At 70.6% G+C, this 18,149-nt stretch carries 12 protein-coding genes; 6 read left to right on the top strand and 6 right to left on the bottom strand.

Going from position 1 to position 18,149, the window contains the following annotated elements; translation table 11 throughout:
• Window positions 1-24: 24 nt before the first annotated feature.
• Together AC1C2R_RS07570 and AC1C2R_RS07575 are read right to left on the bottom strand one after the other, a co-directional pair.
• Window positions 25-1,584: an SLC13 family permease gene (locus AC1C2R_RS07570; protein ID WP_495351894.1), complete on the bottom strand. Its 1,560-nt coding sequence runs from the start codon at window positions 1,582-1,584 to the stop codon at window positions 25-27.
• Between the two features lie 27 nt (window positions 1,585-1,611).
• Window positions 1,612-3,354 (bottom strand): threonine/serine exporter family protein, encoded by a 1,743-nt coding sequence (locus AC1C2R_RS07575; protein ID WP_495379532.1) that lies wholly within the window; start codon window positions 3,352-3,354, stop codon window positions 1,612-1,614.
• Between the two features lie 155 nt (window positions 3,355-3,509).
• Here AC1C2R_RS07575 and AC1C2R_RS07580 point away from each other — a divergent pair, with 155 nt between their 5' ends.
• Entirely contained in the window at window positions 3,510-5,183 is a 1,674-nt protein-coding gene (locus AC1C2R_RS07580) for an MFS transporter (RefSeq protein WP_495379533.1), read from the top strand.
• A complete protein-coding gene (locus AC1C2R_RS07585) occupies window positions 5,180-6,703 on the top strand; it encodes a leucyl aminopeptidase family protein (RefSeq protein ID WP_495379534.1) in 1,524 nt (507 codons plus the stop codon). Before AC1C2R_RS07580 ends, AC1C2R_RS07585 begins: the two co-directional genes overlap by 4 nt.
• Before the next feature lie 324 nt (window positions 6,704-7,027).
• Here the strand turns inward: AC1C2R_RS07585 and AC1C2R_RS07590 are convergent, their stop codons facing one another.
• From AC1C2R_RS07590 to AC1C2R_RS07600, 3 genes are all read right to left on the bottom strand, one after another.
• On the bottom strand, window positions 7,028-10,246 hold the full coding sequence (locus tag AC1C2R_RS07590) for a helix-turn-helix transcriptional regulator (protein WP_495379535.1): 3,219 nt from the start codon (window positions 10,244-10,246) through the stop codon (window positions 7,028-7,030).
• Window positions 10,243-10,434 (bottom strand): hypothetical protein, encoded by a 192-nt coding sequence (locus tag AC1C2R_RS07595; RefSeq protein WP_495379536.1) that lies wholly within the window; start codon window positions 10,432-10,434, stop codon window positions 10,243-10,245. The genes AC1C2R_RS07590 and AC1C2R_RS07595 overlap by 4 nt, the downstream gene beginning before the upstream one ends.
• Window positions 10,435-10,732: 298 nt before the next feature.
• Window positions 10,733-11,437 (bottom strand): pyridoxamine 5'-phosphate oxidase family protein, encoded by a 705-nt coding sequence (locus AC1C2R_RS07600; protein WP_495379537.1) that lies wholly within the window; start codon window positions 11,435-11,437, stop codon window positions 10,733-10,735.
• Window positions 11,438-11,514: 77 nt separating this feature from the next.
• On the opposite strand from AC1C2R_RS07600, the gene pdxR reads away from it, so the two are divergent.
• The 3 genes from pdxR to AC1C2R_RS07615 all read left to right on the top strand — a co-directional run bounded on the left by pdxR (window position 11,515) and on the right by AC1C2R_RS07615 (window position 14,002).
• Complete coding sequence (gene pdxR / locus AC1C2R_RS07605; protein WP_495379538.1) at window positions 11,515-12,975, top strand: MocR-like pyridoxine biosynthesis transcription factor PdxR; 1,461 nt, start codon at window positions 11,515-11,517, stop codon at window positions 12,973-12,975.
• 125 nt (window positions 12,976-13,100) lie between these two features.
• The gene (locus tag AC1C2R_RS07610) at window positions 13,101-13,598 is read left to right on the top strand and encodes a LysM peptidoglycan-binding domain-containing protein (RefSeq protein WP_495379539.1); all 498 of its coding nucleotides are present in this window, start codon (window positions 13,101-13,103) and stop codon (window positions 13,596-13,598) included.
• Window positions 13,595-14,002 (top strand): hypothetical protein, encoded by a 408-nt coding sequence (locus AC1C2R_RS07615; protein WP_495379540.1) that lies wholly within the window; start codon window positions 13,595-13,597, stop codon window positions 14,000-14,002. Before AC1C2R_RS07610 ends, AC1C2R_RS07615 begins: the two co-directional genes overlap by 4 nt.
• Before the next feature lie 115 nt (window positions 14,003-14,117).
• Here AC1C2R_RS07615 and AC1C2R_RS07620 read toward each other — a convergent pair whose 3' ends face one another.
• Window positions 14,118-15,701 carry an MFS transporter gene (locus AC1C2R_RS07620; RefSeq protein WP_495379541.1) on the bottom strand — a complete coding sequence of 528 codons (1,584 nt, stop codon included), beginning with the start codon at window positions 15,699-15,701 and terminating at the stop codon, window positions 14,118-14,120.
• A gap of 198 nt (window positions 15,702-15,899) precedes the next feature.
• Between AC1C2R_RS07620 and AC1C2R_RS07625 the strand changes: the two genes are divergently transcribed.
• Window positions 15,900-18,089, top strand: a complete 2,190-nt coding sequence (locus AC1C2R_RS07625) for a S9 family peptidase (protein ID WP_495379542.1) — start codon at window positions 15,900-15,902, stop codon at window positions 18,087-18,089.
• The last annotated feature ends 60 nt before the right edge of the window (window positions 18,090-18,149 follow it).

The raw sequence follows: 18,149 nt of genomic DNA on the forward strand, positions 1-18,149 counted from the left end.
ATTCCAGCGTACGTCGAGCGAAGCTCAGAACGGCCAGATGAGCGGCACGTAGAACACCGCGACGACCAGGAACAGCAGCAGCAGCGGTAATCCGAGCTTCCAGTAGTCGCCGAAGCGATAGCCGCCGGGCTCGAGCACCATCGTGTTGGCCGGCGTCGCCACCGGGGTGAGAAACGACGCGGCCCCCGAGACCGTCAGCGCCATCATGAACGGCAGCACCGAGACGCCGAGGTCGGCCGCGACGACGACCGCGACGGGCGCGATGATGAGCACCGTCGCGGTGTTCGAGATGAGCTGGCCGAGCACCATCGTCAGCACGCAGATCGCGAGCAGTGCAAGGTACGGCGATGCGTCTCCGACGAGCCCGAGCAGTCCATCGGCGATGACATCGGCGGTGCCGGTGCTGATGAACGCCGTCGAGAGCGGGATCATGCCGGCGACCAGTACGACAGTCGTCCACGAGATGCTGCGGTAGGCCTGCGTCGGCGACACCACGCGAGTGAGCACGAGAGCGGATGCCGCGGCGAGGCCCGCGATCGCGGGCGGCACGAGGCCCGTGGCGAGCAGCACCACCATCGCCGCGAGGATCACGATCGCGCGCTTCGCGCCGCCGCCGAGCGGCACCGAGCGGCGCACGAGCGCCGGCTCGTCGACGACGAGCACATGGGGGCCGGCGGTGTTGCGCTCGAGCTGGTCCCACGGGCCGGTGAGCAACAGCGTGTCGCCGACCTGCAGGCGCGAGTCGGCGCCGACGAGGTCTTCCCCGCCGCGCTGCACGGCGAGTACGACGAGATCCCCGCTCGGGGTCACCATGCCGGGAAAGAGGTGCAGGCCGATGAGCTCGGAGCGAGGGGCGACGACGACCTCGGTCACGCCGCGGCGCACCCCGATCAGCTCGGTCTCCTCGGGCAGGTCGTACTGCTGCCGAAGCGTGCGGGCGTGCTCGCTCACGTCTTGCGGCAGTGTCGTCGGCGCACGTTCGGGCAGCAGGCGACGCCCGATGAGCGAGACGATGAGCAACGTGCCGACGACGAGGGGCACACCGACGAGACCGAACTCGAAGAAGCCGAACGGCCGGGCGCCGGCGTCGGCGGCCGTCTCGCTCACGATGATGTTCACCGGCGTGCCCGTGAGCGCGAGGAGCGAACCGGCGTGAGCCGAGAATGCGAGCGGCATGAGCATCTGCGACGGCGGGATGCCGGCGCGCGTCGCGACCACGACGACGACGGGGATGAGCGCCGCCACGGCGCCGTTCACGCTGATGAGGGCGGTGACGCCGGCGACGAGCAGGCACACGACGAGCAGCAGCGGCCCGCGTTTCGTGCCCGCCCGACCGATCACCTGCTGGCCGGCCCACGCCGTGACCCCCGTCGAGTCGAGCGATTCGCTCACGACGAAGAGGGCGGCGATGAAGATCACCGTCGGATCGCCGAAGCCGGCGAGCGCCTGCCCGAGATCGAGGATGCCGGTGAGCCAGAGCGCCACCGAGACACCGATCGCGACGATGCCGAGCGGCACGCGGTTCGACATGAACGCGACGATCGCGAGCGCCAGGATGACGAGCGTGGTCGCGACGGGGTCCATTCGCTCAGACTAGCGGCGCGGCATCCGTCACAGCAGGGGTCCGCGAGATGATCTCAAACCGCTGGTCAGGGCCGAACCGGCGAGTGTGCCGAGGGCGATGGCCACCATCGTCGACACCGTCGTGACGAGGGTCGTCACGCCCGCCTCGTCGCCGCCGAGGATCGAGGTCACCCCGACGAGGCCGAGCGCACCGGGCACGAGCAGCCAGAACGCGGGGAGGAAGCTGACCACGGCGGGCGGGCCGGTTCGCTGGCGCGCCACCATCACCGCGACCGGGGTCATCACGAGCGCCCCGACGAATGCCGAGAGCACGCCGCCGAAAAAGATGTCGCCGATGACCTGCGCGCCGTACGCCGTGTAGAGCACGAGCAGGATCCAGCCGATCGAGTCGCGGCGCCCGCACTGGTGCACGACGATGCCGACGCCGAAGACAGCGACCGCGATCCACGGCGCGATCGGCCCGATCGGTTGGGATGCCGCGGTGAGCTCGACGCCCGGAACGCCGACGAGTGCGGCGCCCGCGACGATGCCGACGGCGAGCAGCACGAGCTGCATCGCCCCGGCGGCGAGCCGCCCGGCGCCCGCCATCATCTGACCTGTCGACAGTTCGATGACGCCCGTCGTGAGGAGCGACCCCGGCAGCAACGTCACGAGGGGGGCGATGAGCGACGGCAGCACGCCGGGGTCGAGACCCATGCGGATGAGCAGGAACACCGCGATCGAGACGAAGAACGCGATGCCGACGGTCACGAGTGCCTGGTAGTCGCGCGGTGCGCGTGCCGCGATGAGCAACGCCCCGCCGACGATCGCACCGAGCACCGCTGCGACCGCGGCGCCCACCCATGAGGCGCCGAGCAGCACCGCGAGACCCGCGGAGAGCAGCACGTACGCGACGACGCGCTGGGTCGCAGAGTACGGTGCCGGCTGGCGGCGAAGCCTCCGGATGCTCCGTTTCGTCGTCACGGGGTCGATGCGGCCCGCCCGTGCGGCTTCGACCGTGCGGTGCAACTCGTCGACCTGGTACAGCATCAGGCGGCTGTGCCCGCTCGAGACGGCACCGGTGCGGAGTTCGCCGACGCCTCGGGCGGAGACGATCAGCGCCGTCGGGAAGACGATGGTCTCGGTCTCGGGAATGCCGTTCACCCTGGCGATGTCCTCGAGTGCAGCGGCCACGGTGGTCACCGAGTACCCCGCGTCGATCATCGCCTCACCCGTGGCCTCCATGGCGGCGAGGGTCTCGGCCGCGGCAGCCCCGTGCACCCCGGCGGCGCCGGTCATGTCGATCAAGCCGGTCTCGGCGACGGGCTCGGCGGCGCCCGGCCGCCGGATCGCGAGGAGTACCGCGGCGATCGCGAGCAGCACGATCGCGGCGATGATCCACGACCACGGCGAACGATCCTCGACATCGGATGCTGCGGGCGGCACCGGTTCGAGCACCGGCGGATCCTCAGGGTCACCCCCGCCGTCATCGCCGTTCTCGTCGACGGTGTCGCCGGGCGCTTCTGGTGCCGGCGCCTCGGAGGCCGGCGGCTCGACGGTCTCGACGGGCGGCTTCGGATCCTCCGTCGGCCCCGGCTCCGGCCCCGGTTCGGGCTCGGGTTCCGCCGGCGGCGCCTCCCCGGCCGGCGCCGTCGGCTGGACGGGTTCGACCACAGGGCTCATCGCAACCGCCCCCGACGGGGCCGCGGCGAGCGCGCCGACCCCGAGCATCGCGGCCACGGCGAATGCCGCGAGCACGTAGGCGACCCGCGCACGCCCCCCGGCTGACATGACGCTCACTGTAGTCGTCGCAGTCGTCACGACTCAATGAACTGCCGTCCGGAGTGCGGGGCGGAGATTCATCGCCACCACGGTCGCGGCAGTATCGCTGAGCGAGGCTCACGCACTACGGTGAGCACAGTATCTGTGAACCGAGGGGATCGTTCATGAGCATGCAGGCCGAGGCATCCGTCGCCGTTCCGATATCGAAGACCTCGTGGCTGCCGCTGATCGTGGTGGTGCTGACGCAGATCCAGGTCTCGTTCGCCGTGAACGCACTGACCGTGTCGATGGCCGGCATCACGACTGAACTCGATACCCCTGCGAGCTCGGTCGGCACTGCGATCACCGCCGGCACCTTCGCGATGGCCGCATTCATCCTGCTCGGTGCGAAGGTCGGGTCGCGCTTCGGCAGCCGCGGCGTCTTCCAGATCGCCGTCGTGATCCACGGCGTCGCCATGCTCGGGGTCGCACTCAGCGTCTCTCCGGCGATGCTCTTCATCGCTCAGGCCTCGTCGGGTGCCGTGATCGCGCTCATCGCCCCGGCGCTCACGGTGTTCATCGCCACGAACTACCACGGACCGCAGCAGGGCAGGGCGATCGGTCTGCTCGCCGCGGCGATCCCCGCGGCGGGCGTGCTCGCCCTCCTCCTCGCCGGCTGGTTCGCGAACACGATCGGATGGCGCTGGTCGTTCGTGCTCATGGTCGTCCTCGCACTCATCAACGTGCTGCTGAGCTTCCGGCTAAAGCGAGTGCCCTCCCAGCCCGGCCTCTCGATCGACTGGACCGGCGCCGTGCTGGCCGCCGTCGCCGTCATCCTGCTGAGCTTCGGCTTCTCCGGACTCGCGACGTGGGGCGTCTGGCTCGCGACGAACCAGGCACCGTTCGACATCCTCGGCATCTCGCCGGCGCCGCTCCTCGTGCTCGCGGGCCTCATCGTGGGTCAGGTGTTCTTCACGTGGCTTCGCCGCCGCGGGCGCGAGGGCAAGCCGCGCATCTTCGACCTGCGAGTGCTCGCGACGGGCTCCGAGCGCGCGATCACCGCGTGCATGGGCATCATGCTCTTCGTCGGCACCGCCGCGAACTTCCTGATCCCGCTCTACATCCAGGTCGTGCAGGGCCGATCGAGCATCGAGACGTCGTTCTCGATCATCCCGTACACGCTGTCGATCTTCCTCGCCTCGACCTTCATCGCGTCGCTCTACGGCAGGTTCCCGCCGCGGGTGCTCGCGAGCACAGGCTTCGTCGTCGTGGCCGCCGCGCTCACGCTGCTCGCCTTCACCGTGCGCGGCGAGTGGAGCCAGGGCTTCGTGATCGTGGGACTCATCCTGCTCGGCCTCGGCCAGGGCTCGATCGTCGCACTGGTGTTCAACACCCTGCTCTCCGCGGCGCCGAAGCAACTCGCGGGTGACGTCGGCGCCTGGCGCGGGCTCGTGCACAACATCTCGGGCAGCGTCGGCATCGCCGTCGGTACGGCCTTCGCGGTCGGCATGCTCTCGACACTGCTCCTGAGTGGCGCGCAGGAGCACCCAGAGATCTCCGATGAGCTCATCGCCCAGGTGAACTTCAACGAGGCCGACTTCCTCACGAACGAACAACTCGCCGCCGCCCTCGAATCCCGGGCGACCGGCCCCGAACTCGACGCCGCCATCCTCATCAATGCCGAGGCGAGGCTGCAATCGCTGCAGGTGTCACTGCTCGGTCTCGCGGCGCTCGCGCTGCTCGCGATCGTGCCGGCGACTCGCATGCCCGGCCGACGCAAGGACGAATTGCCCGAGAAACTCGAACCCGACGATGACGACCCCATCGATCCCGTCGACGAAGAAGAGGCGCTCGCATGACCCGCAGTCCGAACAAACTCATTCCGGCCGACTTCACCGCGACGCCGTCGCTCGCGCACTCCCCTGCGGTCGTGCTCGACGACGCGCTCGGCGAGGTCGATACCACCGGTGTACTCGTCTTCACGGATGCCTCGGAGCAGGCGTCCATCGCCGGGCTCGACCCCGCAGCGTGGCAACGGGCCGGGTTCGACGCGAAGCCCGGACAGACCCTGCTCGTGCCGGGCGACGAGGCCACCGTGCTCGTCGGCGGCGGCGCGGCCGCAGAGCTGACCGTCAACGGCCTGCGCGACGCGACCGCGACCTTCGTGCGCGCGGCATCGGCGAGCGCCCGCCTCGGCTTCGAGATCCCGGCGCTCGGGGGCCTCGACCGGGCGGCCGCCGGACAGGCGATCGCCGAGGGTGCGGCGCTCGGCCGATACCGCTACACGGGCCTCTCGACGAAGCCCCCCGGCACACCGCTCGAGCGACTCGCCCTGCGAATCGGCGACGTGCTGCCCGCGACGCCCGACGCCGCCGAACTGGCAGCCGGCATCGAGGTGGGCCTCATCACCTCGCGAGCGGCGAACATCGCCCGCGACCTGGCGAACGCGCCCGGCAGCCATCTCACGGCGACCGACCTGGCCGGGGTCGCCGTCGAGCTCGGTGCCCGGTTCGGGTTCGACGTCGAGGTGTTCGACAAGCAGCAGCTCATCGACCTCGGCTGCGGCGGCCTGCTCGGCGTGAATCGCGGCTCGACCGAAGAGCCGCGCATGATCAAGCTGCGCTACACGCCCGCCGGATCCTCCACCGGACACCTCGGCCTCGTCGGCAAGGGCATCATGTACGACTCGGGCGGCATCAGCCTGAAGCCGTCGGACCCGATGCACCTGCTCATGAAGATGGACATGGGCGGCGCGGCATCCGTGCTAGGAGCCTTCACCGCCTTGCGTGCGCTCGGTGCCACCGCGACCGTGAGCGGCTGGCTCATGTGCACCGACAACATGCCGTCGGGCTCGGCGTACCAGCTCGGCGACGTGCTCACCGCGCGCAATGGCACCACGGTCGAAGTGAGGAACACCGACGCCGAAGGACGGCTCGTGATGATGGACGGCATCTCACTCGCCAACGAAGACGACGTCGATGCGATCGTCGACATCGCGACGCTCACGGGGGCCTCGCTCATGGCACTCGGCCCGTCGGTCGCGGCACTGCTCGGCAACGACGAGACGATGCTCACGGCCGTGGAGCGAGCGTCGGCCGAGACCGACGAGCAAGTCTGGCGACTGCCGCTCGTGCGCAAGTACCGCAAGCAGCTCGACTCGGAGGTCGCGGACATCGCCAACCTCGGCGGCCCGTTCGCCGGCGCGACGACGGCGGCGCTGTTCCTCGACCACTTCGTGGGCGCGACCCCGTGGGCGCACCTCGACATCGCGGGCACGATGCAGTCGGATGCCGACGACTCGTGGCGCTCGAAGGGTGCGACCGGGTTCGGTGCGCGCATCCTCATCGACGTCGCGCGGGGGTTCCGCCCGGTGCGCTGAGCGCTCCCTGGTCCTCGCCCCCACCCCAGCCCCATCCCTTTCCGCTCGCTCGCTCGCTCACCAGAGCCTTGCCTTCTCGCTCGCCCGCGCCTTGCCTTCTCGCTCGCCAGAGCCTTGCCTTCTCGCTCGCCAGAGCCTTGCAGCAATTCAGGTCAGCGCACGGCGTGTCGTCACTTCAGCCACGCAACACGCCGGACGACACGCCTCCGCTCCTGAATTGCTGCACGGCATGGGCCATGGCACGGGCCATGGCACGGGATGCGCGGCATGAGTGCGCGGCAGGGGTGCGCGGCAGGGGGTGCGCGACAGGGCGGCGCGCCCGCGTCAGCGCAGCACGCCCGCCCGGTAGGCCGCCTCGGTGCGGGTCGCCGCGCCGAGCTTGCGCAGGATCGCCGAGACATGCACGCTCGCAGTCTTGCCGCTGATGAAGAGTCGCTCACCGATCTGCCGGTTGCTGAGCCCCTCGGCGATGAGTTCGAGCACCTGTCGTTCGCGAGCCGTGAGCTCGGCGGTCGCAGCGGCCAGTTCGGCATCGGATGCCGCGGCGCCCGCGATGCCCGGTGCCCCGGCGTTGTTCGCCGCCTTGCCCCGGCCGGCGCCCATGCCGCCGTCGAGCGCGAGCCCTGCGGCGGCCGCCACCTGGGAGACCCGGTCGCGAACCGCGCCGACCCCGCCGCTCAGCGCCAGGTCGAGCGCGCTCTGCAGCGTCACCTTGGCGGCGGCGCGATCGCCGCACGCGAGTTCGGCCTCAGCCTGTCGGAGGAGGGCGAACGGTGCGAGGTATCCGGGCGCGGTGGGCGCGGCGGCGGTCTTCGCCGCTGCGCTCCATGCCGCGACATCTGAGCCGGCGGCGCCCCCGGGCGCCTCGGCGAGCTCCGCGTCGAAGAACGCGGCCCAGAGCGGATGCGTCGGCCACACGGTCAGCCGATCGAGCAGCGCACGGAACGTGGGCTCGGCCGCCCCGATCTCGGCGGCGAGCGCATCGGAGATGCCCCCTGCACGCTCGGGCGCACCCGATCTGGCGGCGCCGATGACTCGCGCCGCCACCCAGAGCGCCGGTAGCGCGTAGCCGGGTAGTGGCACGTCGTGCTCTTCGAGCACCCGCCGCACCTCTCGCCACGCCTCGGCCACGTCGCCGTTGGCGAGCGCCACCTCGGCGGCGACGCGGCTCACGCTGAGCCTCGTCTGCGTCTCGACCTCCATGACCTCGCCCCAGGCGGATCGGACGCGCCGCAACTGCTCGGCCGCACGAACCGGTTCGCCGAGCCACAGGATGCCCCAGATGCGTGCGCGTTGCAGGTAGACGCCGAACGGGCCGGGAGGGTCGAGGGCGAGGGCGCGCTCGACCAGCGCGGCGGCGCGATCCCATTCGCCGAGAGCGAAGAGCGGGTCGACAGCGTTGGACGCGAGCAGCACGCCGGTGCTGCGCTCGACGCCCTGGGCGCGCGCCTGTTCGAGGCCTGCCTCGGCCAGCCGCACCGCTTCGCCGTAGTTTCCAACGAGGTACTGGAGGTCGGAGGCGTTCACCCAGTAGCGCAGGAGCGCCGTTCCATCGTCGGCGGCGAGATCACGTGCGCGCTCGAGGCCGGCCAGACCTGCCTCGACCTCGCCACGACTGGCACGGCTGACGGCTGCGATGTTGGTGGTGATCGACGCGTATCTCGGCGAATCGAGCTCGAGCGCCACGCTGAGCGCACGTTCTGCGGTCTCGACGGCCTCGTCGAGCCGACCCTCGATCATGAGTCGGCCGCTGAGACCGGTGAGCACGGTCATGCGAATCTCGCTCGAGCCGTGCTCGCCGAGCGCCTCGAGCGCTTCTTCGAGTACGGGAATCGAACCCGGCCGCCCCACGTTGGCGAGGTACATCGCCTTGTCGCGCAGGAACCGGGGGTACTGCGGATCGTCGCGCGGGCACTCGGCGAGGGCGGCCTTCACGAGCGTGAGCCCTCGCTCGCCTTCGCCGGCGTTGCGGAGGTGCGAGGCCGTGCGACCCATGAGCTCGAGCTTGCCCATGCCGGCGGCCCGGGCCGGATCTGGCACTACGTCCCACAGGCCGAGCGCGCGTTCACCCAGTTGCGCTGCCGTCGTATACGCCGCAGCGGCGCGCGCCTCGCGCATCGCCTGGATGGTCGCGGGAAAGGCTCGCGTCGCGTCGTGCGCGCCGAGCCAGTGGAAGGAGATCTCGGCCGCGAGTCGACGCGTGCCCGCGGCGGCGGCCGCTTCGTAGGCCTCGGCGTACCGGGCGTGGAAGCGCGCCCGCTCGCCGGGCAGCAGGTCGGAGAGGATGGCCTCGCGCACGAGCGCGTGTCGGAAGGCGTAGTCGTCACCCTCGATCGTGAGCACCCCGAAGAGCACGCACTGGCGTGCCGCGGCGTCGAGCTCATCGGCTGTGCCTGCGTACACGCCGGACAGCAAGGCGTGGGAGATGCGCACGCCTCCGGTGGAGATGAGCCGCAGCAGCTCCTGTGCCGGATCGGGCAGTCGCTCGTAACGGGCGAGCAGGAGTTCGCGGAGGGTGTCGGGCACGAAGCCCTCGTCGCGGCATCCGTCGATGCCGACGAGCTCTTCGACGAAGAACGGCACGCCGTCGCTGCGGCGGAACACGGTGTCGAGCACGCTCGCGCTGGGCTCCTCGTCGACGACGAGCGCCTTCACGAGCTTGCGCACCTGCGCGCGAGTGAGCCGCGAGAGATCGCGGCGTTCGACCCAGCGGTCGCGCTCGGCCTCGGAGAGGAAGGGGCGCAGCGGATGCCCCCGCGTGACGTCTTCGCTGCGGTACGTGAGCACCGTGAGCACTCTGCTCGAGCCCAGCGCGCGCATCAGGAATCGGAGGAGTGCAAGCGTCGCGGCGTCGACCCAGTGCAGGTCTTCGATGACGAGCACGAGAGGGCGCTCGCGGGAGACGGTCTCGAGCAGCACCGCGATGCCCTCGTGCAGCTGGCCGGTGGCGGCGCCGACACCGGCCAGTGCCGCGGCGGGCCGGACGTCGGTCTCGGACGCCGCGAGCTCGGGGAGGAGCGCGGCGAGCGCCGAGCGACCGGGGCCGGCCGCCTCGAGCACCCGCTCGGGCCCGAGCTCGGCGATGAGCGTGCGCAAGGCCGCCTTGACGGGAGCGTACGGCGCCGCGACACTGCCGAGATCGACGCACTGACCGGCGAGGAGCTGCACGTCGGCCGGCAGCCCGTGCTGGAACTCGCGGATGAGCCGGGTCTTGCCGATGCCGGCTTCACCGCCGATGATGACGGTGAACGGCGCGCCTGCGCGCACCTCGTCGAGTCGCTCGTTGAGCCTCGAGAGGTCGGCGTCGCGACCGATCATGGCCGCCACTGACATGGTCACGATCTCATCGTGCCACGTACCACTGACAGCGGCGGCCGCCGCGGCATCCGTGATCGCGCTCAGCGGAATCGGGTCGGGGGCGCTCAGCGGATGCAGATGCACCCGCGGACCGGCTGGGGCTGACGCCGCCGGTCTCGCGAGCTGGGGTCCGGCGGCCATCGCGGCCGGAGGCACGGCTCGGGCGGCCGGGAGTGCCGTGGTCACCGCAACGCGAGTCGCGGTGCGCGGTGCGCGTGGTGGTGACGGTGCCGGCGAACAGCGGTGCCGGGCGACGCCACCGCGTCGCCCGACCCGCTCTCTTCGGCACCGCGCTGCAGGTTGAGCTCGTGCTCGGCGCGCAGCACGTCGGTCTGGTGGGCGTGCAATGCGACGAAGTCTGCCGAGAACTGCATGATTCCTCCTGGTGCTCTTCCGGAACTTCCGACCGGATGCCTCCAGCGTGCTCGCTAAGGTGCCTGAGGCCCATCGGGCGATCGCCCTATTTCGCGGTGCCTCCCCCGACGGGACCCACTTACCCGACGCTCCCGGTTAGCGGGAGAGGGTCGGTGTGCGGCGGTAGCCGTCACGGCTGAACTGCACGATCGCGGCTGAGACCGCCACGGCGGCGACCAGGCCGAACGCGGCGAGGAACAGAATGGCGAACATCGCGCACCTCCCTTCTGATGGGCACTCACGGAATCTGATGAAACCTCAGAGAAGCCTGCGGCCCTGGCCGGTCGATGTCGTCAGGGCGACCACCGAGGCGGGTGTCGGGGTTGACTCGGGCGTGAGCGCCGAGCGCTCGGGCGAACCCCAGACCTTGCCGAGCGGCACGACGCCGGCCCACACGGAGTGGTCCTCGCCGTCGTCGGGAGCCTCGGATGCCCCGGCCGCACGCACCTTCATGACCACGTCGTCGAGGCGAAGCTGCAGCACGCGGGTCGCCGCGGCCTCCTTGCGCGTCGTGGCCCGCACTTCGGATGAGCGGCCGGGCATGAGTCGTTCGGAGAGCGCGATGAGCGCGGCATCCGCTCGCTCGCCCTCGACCGGCTCGAGCACACCGTAGACGACGACGCTGCGGTAGTTCATCGAACTGTCGAAGAGCGAACGAGCGAAGACGAGGCCGTCGAGGGCGGTCACGGCGAAGGCCACGGTCTGGCGTTCGGATGCCGCGCGCAGGGCGAACCCGCCGCCGGTCGAGCCGTGCACCAGCAGATGCTCGCCGTCGCGGGCGTACCCCATCGGCACGATGGTCGGCGCACCGTCGACGACGGCGGCGAGGTGGCCGACGAGTTCGGAGTCGAGCAGTTCGAAGAGGGCGTCGCGGTCGGCGCTCTGGCGCTCGGGCAAGCGGCGGATGCGGCGGGGTGCGGGTGTTCCGGCGGGTGCAGGGGCGGCGGGGTCGATCGTGGTCATGCTTCGAGTCTCGGCGCTACACTGGTCGCACCTGCAGTCCAGTTCCTGCAGCTTTCACCAGTCCAGTCGGGAGTCGTATGGACGGGCCGATCCTCACCGTCGACCGCGCATCAGGCGAGTCGATCGTCGTGCAGCTCGTCGACGGCCTGCGCCGCGGCATCCTCCGCGGCGCCCTCCGCCCGGGCGACCCCGTGCCTTCGACGCGCGCGCTCGCGAACGAACTGGGCGTCTCGCGCAGCGCAGCCGTCGCGGCGTTCGAGCAGCTCGCCGGGGAGGGCTACCTCGAGATGCGGCAGGGAGCGGCGACGCGCGTCGCGGAGCTCGACCCCGCGGCGACGCGCGTCGCGAGCGCTCACGGGCTCGACGAGCGAGCGGATGCCGCGACATCCGCTGCGCCGGTCGATGAGCCGCGCATCGACCTCCTGCCAGGTCGCCCCTCGACCTCGCGCATCGACCGACGTGCGTGGCGTGCGGCCTGGCGGCATGCCGCGTCACTCGAGATCCCGGCCACTGCTCCGCCGCCGTTCGGCGTCGATCGACTGCGCGCCGAGATCGCCGACCACCTGCGGCACGCTCGAGGCCTCTCATGCGCGCCCGACGACGTCGTCATCACCGCGGGTACGAGTGAGGCGCTCGGGGTCGCGGCCTCCGCCCTCGGGTCCGTCGCCGGGCGAGCCGCAGTGGTCGCGGTCGAGCATCCCGGCTATCCGTCGGCGCGCCGCACCCTCGAGCGCCACGGCGCTCGCACCGCACCAGTCGCGCTCGACGCCGACGGGCTCGACCTCGACGCACTGCGACGGATGCCGCGCCGCGCCGACGCCGTCATGGTCACGCCGAGCCACCAGTACCCGCTCGGCGGTCGCCTGCCCGTCGGAACCCGGCTCGAACTGCTCGCGTGGGCGCGCGCGACCGGCGCCCTCGTGATCGAAGACGACTACGACAGCGAGTTCCGACACCTCGGCCCGCCCCTACCCGCGCTCGCGTCGCTCGACGAGTCCGGGCGCGTGGTGCTCGTCGGCAGCTTCTCGAAGGTGCTCAGCCCGTGGATCCGGCTCGGCTACCTCGTGCTGCCGCCCGCCGGGGCGAACGCCGAGCTGCGCGACGCGATCGCGCGCGCCCGCGCCGACGAGCCCTGCCCTGTGCCGGGCGTCGCGCAGGATGCCATGGCCGCGCTGCTCGCGAGCGGCGCCGTGCGCCGGCACATCGCGGTTTCGCGGCGCGAGTACTCCCACCGACGCCGACTCGTGCTCGCCGCGCTCGACGGGCTGCCCGGCGCCCCGCTCTCCGGGCTCGACGGCGGGCTGCACGCGGTCATCGGACTGCCGGATGCCGCGACATCCGCTGCCGTCGTCGCCCGACTCGCTGCCGAAGGTGTCGCCGTCGCGCCGCTCCCGGACTACTCGGCGGTGCCCGGCGAGGGGCAGCCCGGCATCGTCTTCGGCTACGCGGCGCCGAGCGACACGCAGCTCAGCGAAGGGCTCACGCGCATCCGCGCCGCGATCCTCGACCGGCTCTCGCCACGCGGCGCACCGAGATGACGCGAACTGCCGGAATCCCGATGCGAATACGACCATCGGCCACTTGTCGGAAGCCCGACTCGACCCATAGTGTGAACCGACCGGTGCGCCGAGGGCGGTGCGCCGCCCTACGGTCGGGAGGCCCGGTGAAGCGAGCAATCGGCAGGAGAGCGGCATCCGCTCTCGGTCTCGGTGCAGTGCTCGGAGCAGCGGGCGTGCTCGCGCTGAGCGGGTGCGTCGCTGCACCGACCCCGCCGCCCGTCACCATCGTCGCGACCGTCACCGCGACGCCGAAGCCCACTCCCACTCCCACTCCCACTCCGACGCCGGTCGCGGCTCCGCCCGCCGAGCCCGTGCCTGCCCCCGCTCCCGACCCGGTGCCGAACGCGCCTGCGCCCGTCTACGAGCCGGGTCCGGCCGTCGATCTCGGCGCGGGCGACGGTGCGAACGGCTCCCCCGTGCTCGACGGCTCGGGCATGCCCATCAGCTACACCGTCGTCTCGGGCGACCACTTCTTCGACATCGCCCAGCGCTTCGACCTGCCGCAGCAGCAGTTGCTGCGGATGAACCCGCAAGTGCACGACTTCGGCGAGAACGTCTACATCGGCGACGTCATCAACCTCGACTGGACCAAGACCGGGTGAGCTTCGCTGCCGAAGTCGATGCGATCGTCACGATCACCCCGTGGAACCCGTGGCCTGTTGCGATTCCCGTGGTCACACTCGCGATCGGCGTCGTCGTCTCCGTGCTCGGCACGCGCCGCCGCTCGAAGCCCGTACGCGAACTCGGATTCGTGCTCTTCCTCGTCTCGGCGCTCACCGCCGGCGCGATGGCCTGGACCCTCTCGGGCATCTGGGACACCCAGGCGCGCACGCAGGCGCTCGAAGAACTCGGGTACGTCTCACCCACGTTCAGCGGCGGCCTGAGCCTCTCCGACAAGCGACTGCCGCCCATCGCATTCTCGGCGGAGCGCGATGGGGCCAGAGTGAGCGGTGTGCTGATCGACCAGGGCGACGGCCGCTGGCAGGTCAAGGAGTCAACCGAGTGAGCAGCAGCAGCGGCGGCGGCGCACCGCCATGGCGATGAGCGCCTTCAGTCGCCGGATGCCGCACCGCCCGGGTCACCCGCACCGAGCGGCGCCTGGCTCAGGATGAGCTCCGCGGTCAGCCGAGCACGCTTCCCTCAGCGGCCGATGAGGGTTTCGGGTCGGGCAGCCGCCGCATCCGCACGGCGGTGATGATGCCGAGCAGTCCCGCGAGGATCGGGATGAGCAAGGCGACCTGCAACGCGATCGGCCGGGACTCGGTGTTGATCGCGATGATCTCCTCCTGCACGTCGTCGGGCTGGTCGACGAGCAGCTCCTCGAGCTGCTCGTCCGACATCAGCTGGGCGTCCTCCTCGAGGGCAACCGCGACGCGCTGCTGCTCCGCGGGCTCGAGCACCGCGCTCGATTCCGCGCGAGCAGTGAACGTGAAGGCGAGCACGGCGAGCATGATGGCGCCGGCGAAGGCGAGGCCGAACGAGAGCCCGAAGGAACCCGCGGCGGAGTTCACGCCCGCCGCCTCGCTCACCCGTTCGTCGGAGATCGGCGACAGCGTGTAGTTGTTGAGTTGCGAGACGAGCAGCCCGAGCCCGCCTCCGGCGACGACCAGCGGAATCGCGAGCCACCATCCGGAGTCGGCACGCGGCACGACGACCACGACCGCGGCCAAGCCGACGACGAGGAGCCCGAAGCCCCACAGGATGATCGAGCTCGGACGTCCGTTCGCTCGCTTCCCGGCCACCAGTGCGACCGCGAACATGCTGAGCGAGAGCGGCGCAATGGAGAGACCGGCGAGCAGTGCGTTGTACCCGAGCACCATCTGCAGGTAGAGCGGCAGCACGATCATCGAACCGCCCAGCGCAATCTGCTGCAGGAGCTGACCGCTCACCCCCGCCTTGAACACCTTCGATTCGAACAGCACCGGATCGACGAGGGTCGCGCGCTCGCGTCGCTTGCGTTCCCGCAGCCACCACACGAACCCGACGAGCGCGATCGCCCCGACGCCGATGATGAGGGCGACGTATTGCCCGCCCTCCTGCCACACGAGAATGCCGAGCACGATGCCGCCCATGCCGACGACCGAGAGCACCGCACCGACCCAGTCGACCGCACGCGAGCCGGTATAGCGCACATCCTTGACGAGCCCGATGCCCGAGAGCACCACGGCGATGACGACCGCCTCGAGGAGGAACCCCACCCGCCAGGAGAGGAACGTCGTGATGACGCCGCCGAGCAACGGGCCCACGCCGGCAGCGATCGCGGCTGAGGCGCCGACGAGGGCGTACACGCGCTTCTGCTGCGCGCCTTCGAAGTTGCCGTGGATGAGGGATTGCATCGCCGGGAGCAGCAGCGACGCGCCGATCCCTCCGATGATCGCCCAGAACAGGATGATCGCGGTGAGGTCTTGTGCGAGCGTCATGGCGATCGCGCCGACGGCGTAGCCGAGCAGCCCGAGGACGTAGGCGAGCTTCCGACCGATGAGGTCGCCGGTCTTGCCGCCGATGAGGATGAACGCGGCGGAGACGAGTGCCTCGAGCGCGATGGCACCCTGCACGCCGCTCACGGTCGTGTCGAGGTCCTCCACGACCGCGGAGATCGACACGTTCATGAGCGAGGTATCGACGACGAGCACGAACATCGCCATCGCGAGGAGCAGCGCAAGCCGCCCGTTGAACGGCTTCGCGGCGCCCTCACCGGAGTCCATGGCTCACCCAACCACATCTCGCGGTCGCCGGAAAGAGCCAGATCGGGGGACGCTCAGGCGAAGAGCGCCTGCCCCACGAACTCGCCTTTCGCCACGCCTGCGGGCACCGTGAAGTCGTCGGCGGTCACCTCAGTCGACGTTGCTTCGCGAACACCCTCCGTGATCTGCCGAGCCGTCGCGGGGGCGTACCGTGGGAGCGTGCTGACTCCGCCGAAGACCGACAAGCGACCCATCGAACGCGTGCACCACGGCGACGTGGTCGTCGACGACTACGAGTGGCTGCGCGAGAAGGACGACCCGGCCGTCATCGCGCACCTCCACGAAGAGAACGCGTACACGAAGGCGAAGACCGAGCACCTCGCGATCCTGCAGGAGCAGATCTTCGAGGAGATCAAGACCCGCACTCAAGAGACCGACCTCAGCGTGCCCACGCGCGAGGGCGACTGGTGGTACTTCACCCGCACGGTCGAGGGGCAGCAGTACGGCATCCACTGCCGGGTGCCGGCCGCCGGCCCTGACGACTGGGAACCCCCGGTGACGGATCGGTTGTCGAGTAGCGGCGCCGAAGGCGACGCGTATCGAGACACGGGCTCATCGCTCCCCGGCGAACAGGTGCTGCTCGACGACAACGTCGAGGCCGCCGGCCACGACTTCTACTCGCTCGGCAGCTTCGACGTCACCCCAGACGGGTCCACCCTGTTGTACGCGATCGACATCGAGGGCGACGAGCGCTACACGATCCGGCTGCGCTCGCTCGACGACTCGGGCCGCGAGTACGGCGACGTCATCGAGGGCACGGCCGGTGGCGCGACGTTCGACCCGAGCGGCCGCTACGTCTTCTATGCGACGGTCGACGAGTCATGGCGGCCCGACACGATCTGGCGGCACGAAGTCGGCACCGCGGCATCCGATGACGTCTCGGTCTTCACCGAACCCGACGAACGGTTCTGGCTCGGCGTCGGCCTCACCCGCAGCCGCAAGTTCCTGCTCATCGAGGCCGGCTCGAACGTCACGAGCGAAACGTGGCTGCTCGACGCGGCAGAGCCGACGGGCGAGTTCGCCGTGGTGTGGCCGCGCAAGGACGGGGTCGAGTACGACGTCGAACACATCGTCGCCGGCGGCAAAGATCGCCTGCTCATCGTGCACAACGACGGAGCCGTCAACTTCGAGCTCGTGAGCGTCGCGGCATCCGACCCGCAGGGTGAGCGACGGATGCTGCTGCCACACGATCCCGCCGTGCGACTCGAAGGAGTCGACGCGTTCCGCGACTTCGTCGCGGTCGAGTACCGGCGCGAGGGTCTGCCACGTGTGGCGATCGCGAAGGTGCCGCCGGCCGGGCTGCCGGCCGGCGCGACCACCGACGACACTCTGCACGAGCTCGCGTTCGACGAGGCGCTGTTCTCGGTCGGGCTCGCGAGCAATCCCGATTGGGCGCAGCCGACGCTGCGCATCGGCTTCACGAGCTTCGTGACGCCGTCGACCGTGTACGACGTGGTCGTCGCCACCGGCGAACGAAAGCTGCGCAAGCGCCAGCCCGTGCTCGGCGACTACGACGCGACTCGCTACGCCCAGCGCCGCGAGTGGGCGATCGCCGACGACGGCACCCGGGTGCCGATCTCGCTCGTCTACCGGCACGACCTCGTCGACCTCGGCACCCCCGCCCCGACGCTGCTCTACGGCTACGGCTCGTACGAATACTCCACCGACCCCGGCTTCGGCATCCCTCGCCTTTCGCTGCTCGATCGCGGCATGATCTTCGCCATCGCGCACGTGCGCGGTGGCGGCGAGATGGGCCGCCTCTGGTACGAGCACGGCAAGAAGCTGGAGAAGCGCAACACCTTCACCGACTTCATCGCAGCGGCTCGGCACCTCATCGATCAAGACATCACGGCACCCGACCGGCTCGTCGCCCAGGGCGGCAGCGCCGGCGGGCTGCTCGTCGGAGCCGTCGCGAATCTCGCGCCGCAGCACTTCTCGGGGTTCCTCGCCGAGGTGCCGTTCGTCGACCCGTTGACGTCGATCCTCGATCCGTCGCTCCCGCTCACGGTCATCGAATGGGACGAGTGGGGCAACCCGCTCGACGACGAAGAGGTCTACCACTACATGAAGTCGTACTCCCCCGTCGAGAACGTGCACGACGGGGCCCATGGCGGGCGGCATTACCCGCCCATCCTCGCGGTGACCTCGCTGAACGACACACGGGTGCTCTACGTGGAGCCGGCCAAGTGGGTCGCTCGCCTTCGGGATGTCGGCGCCGAGCCGCTGTTGAAGATCGAGATGGCGGCCGGGCACGGCGGCGTCTCTGGGCGCTACTCGGCGTGGCGCGAGCGGGCGTTCGCGTACGCATGGGTCATCGACGCAGCGGGAGCGCACCCGAGCGGCGAGTGATTCGAGGCGAGCGGATGCCGCGGCATCCGCCGGTCACGATGGCGGTCTTCATGAGAGGCG

The organism is Agromyces sp. Y182 (assembly GCF_059445385.1).

Coding starts and splice junctions, on each gene's coding strand:
- AC1C2R_RS07570 (WP_495351894.1), bottom strand. CDS start 1,584: ATGGACCCCGTCGCGACCACGCTCGTCATCCTGGCGCTCGCGATCGTC.
- AC1C2R_RS07575 (WP_495379532.1), bottom strand. CDS start 3,354: ATGTCAGCCGGGGGGCGTGCGCGGGTCGCCTACGTGCTCGCGGCATTC.
- AC1C2R_RS07580 (WP_495379533.1), top strand. CDS start 3,510: ATGAGCATGCAGGCCGAGGCATCCGTCGCCGTTCCGATATCGAAGACC.
- AC1C2R_RS07585 (WP_495379534.1), top strand. CDS start 5,180: ATGACCCGCAGTCCGAACAAACTCATTCCGGCCGACTTCACCGCGACG.
- AC1C2R_RS07595 (WP_495379536.1), bottom strand. CDS start 10,434: ATGCAGTTCTCGGCAGACTTCGTCGCATTGCACGCCCACCAGACCGAC.
- AC1C2R_RS07600 (WP_495379537.1), bottom strand. CDS start 11,437: ATGACCACGATCGACCCCGCCGCCCCTGCACCCGCCGGAACACCCGCA.
- pdxR (WP_495379538.1), top strand. CDS start 11,515: ATGGACGGGCCGATCCTCACCGTCGACCGCGCATCAGGCGAGTCGATC.
- AC1C2R_RS07620 (WP_495379541.1), bottom strand. CDS start 15,701: ATGGACTCCGGTGAGGGCGCCGCGAAGCCGTTCAACGGGCGGCTTGCG.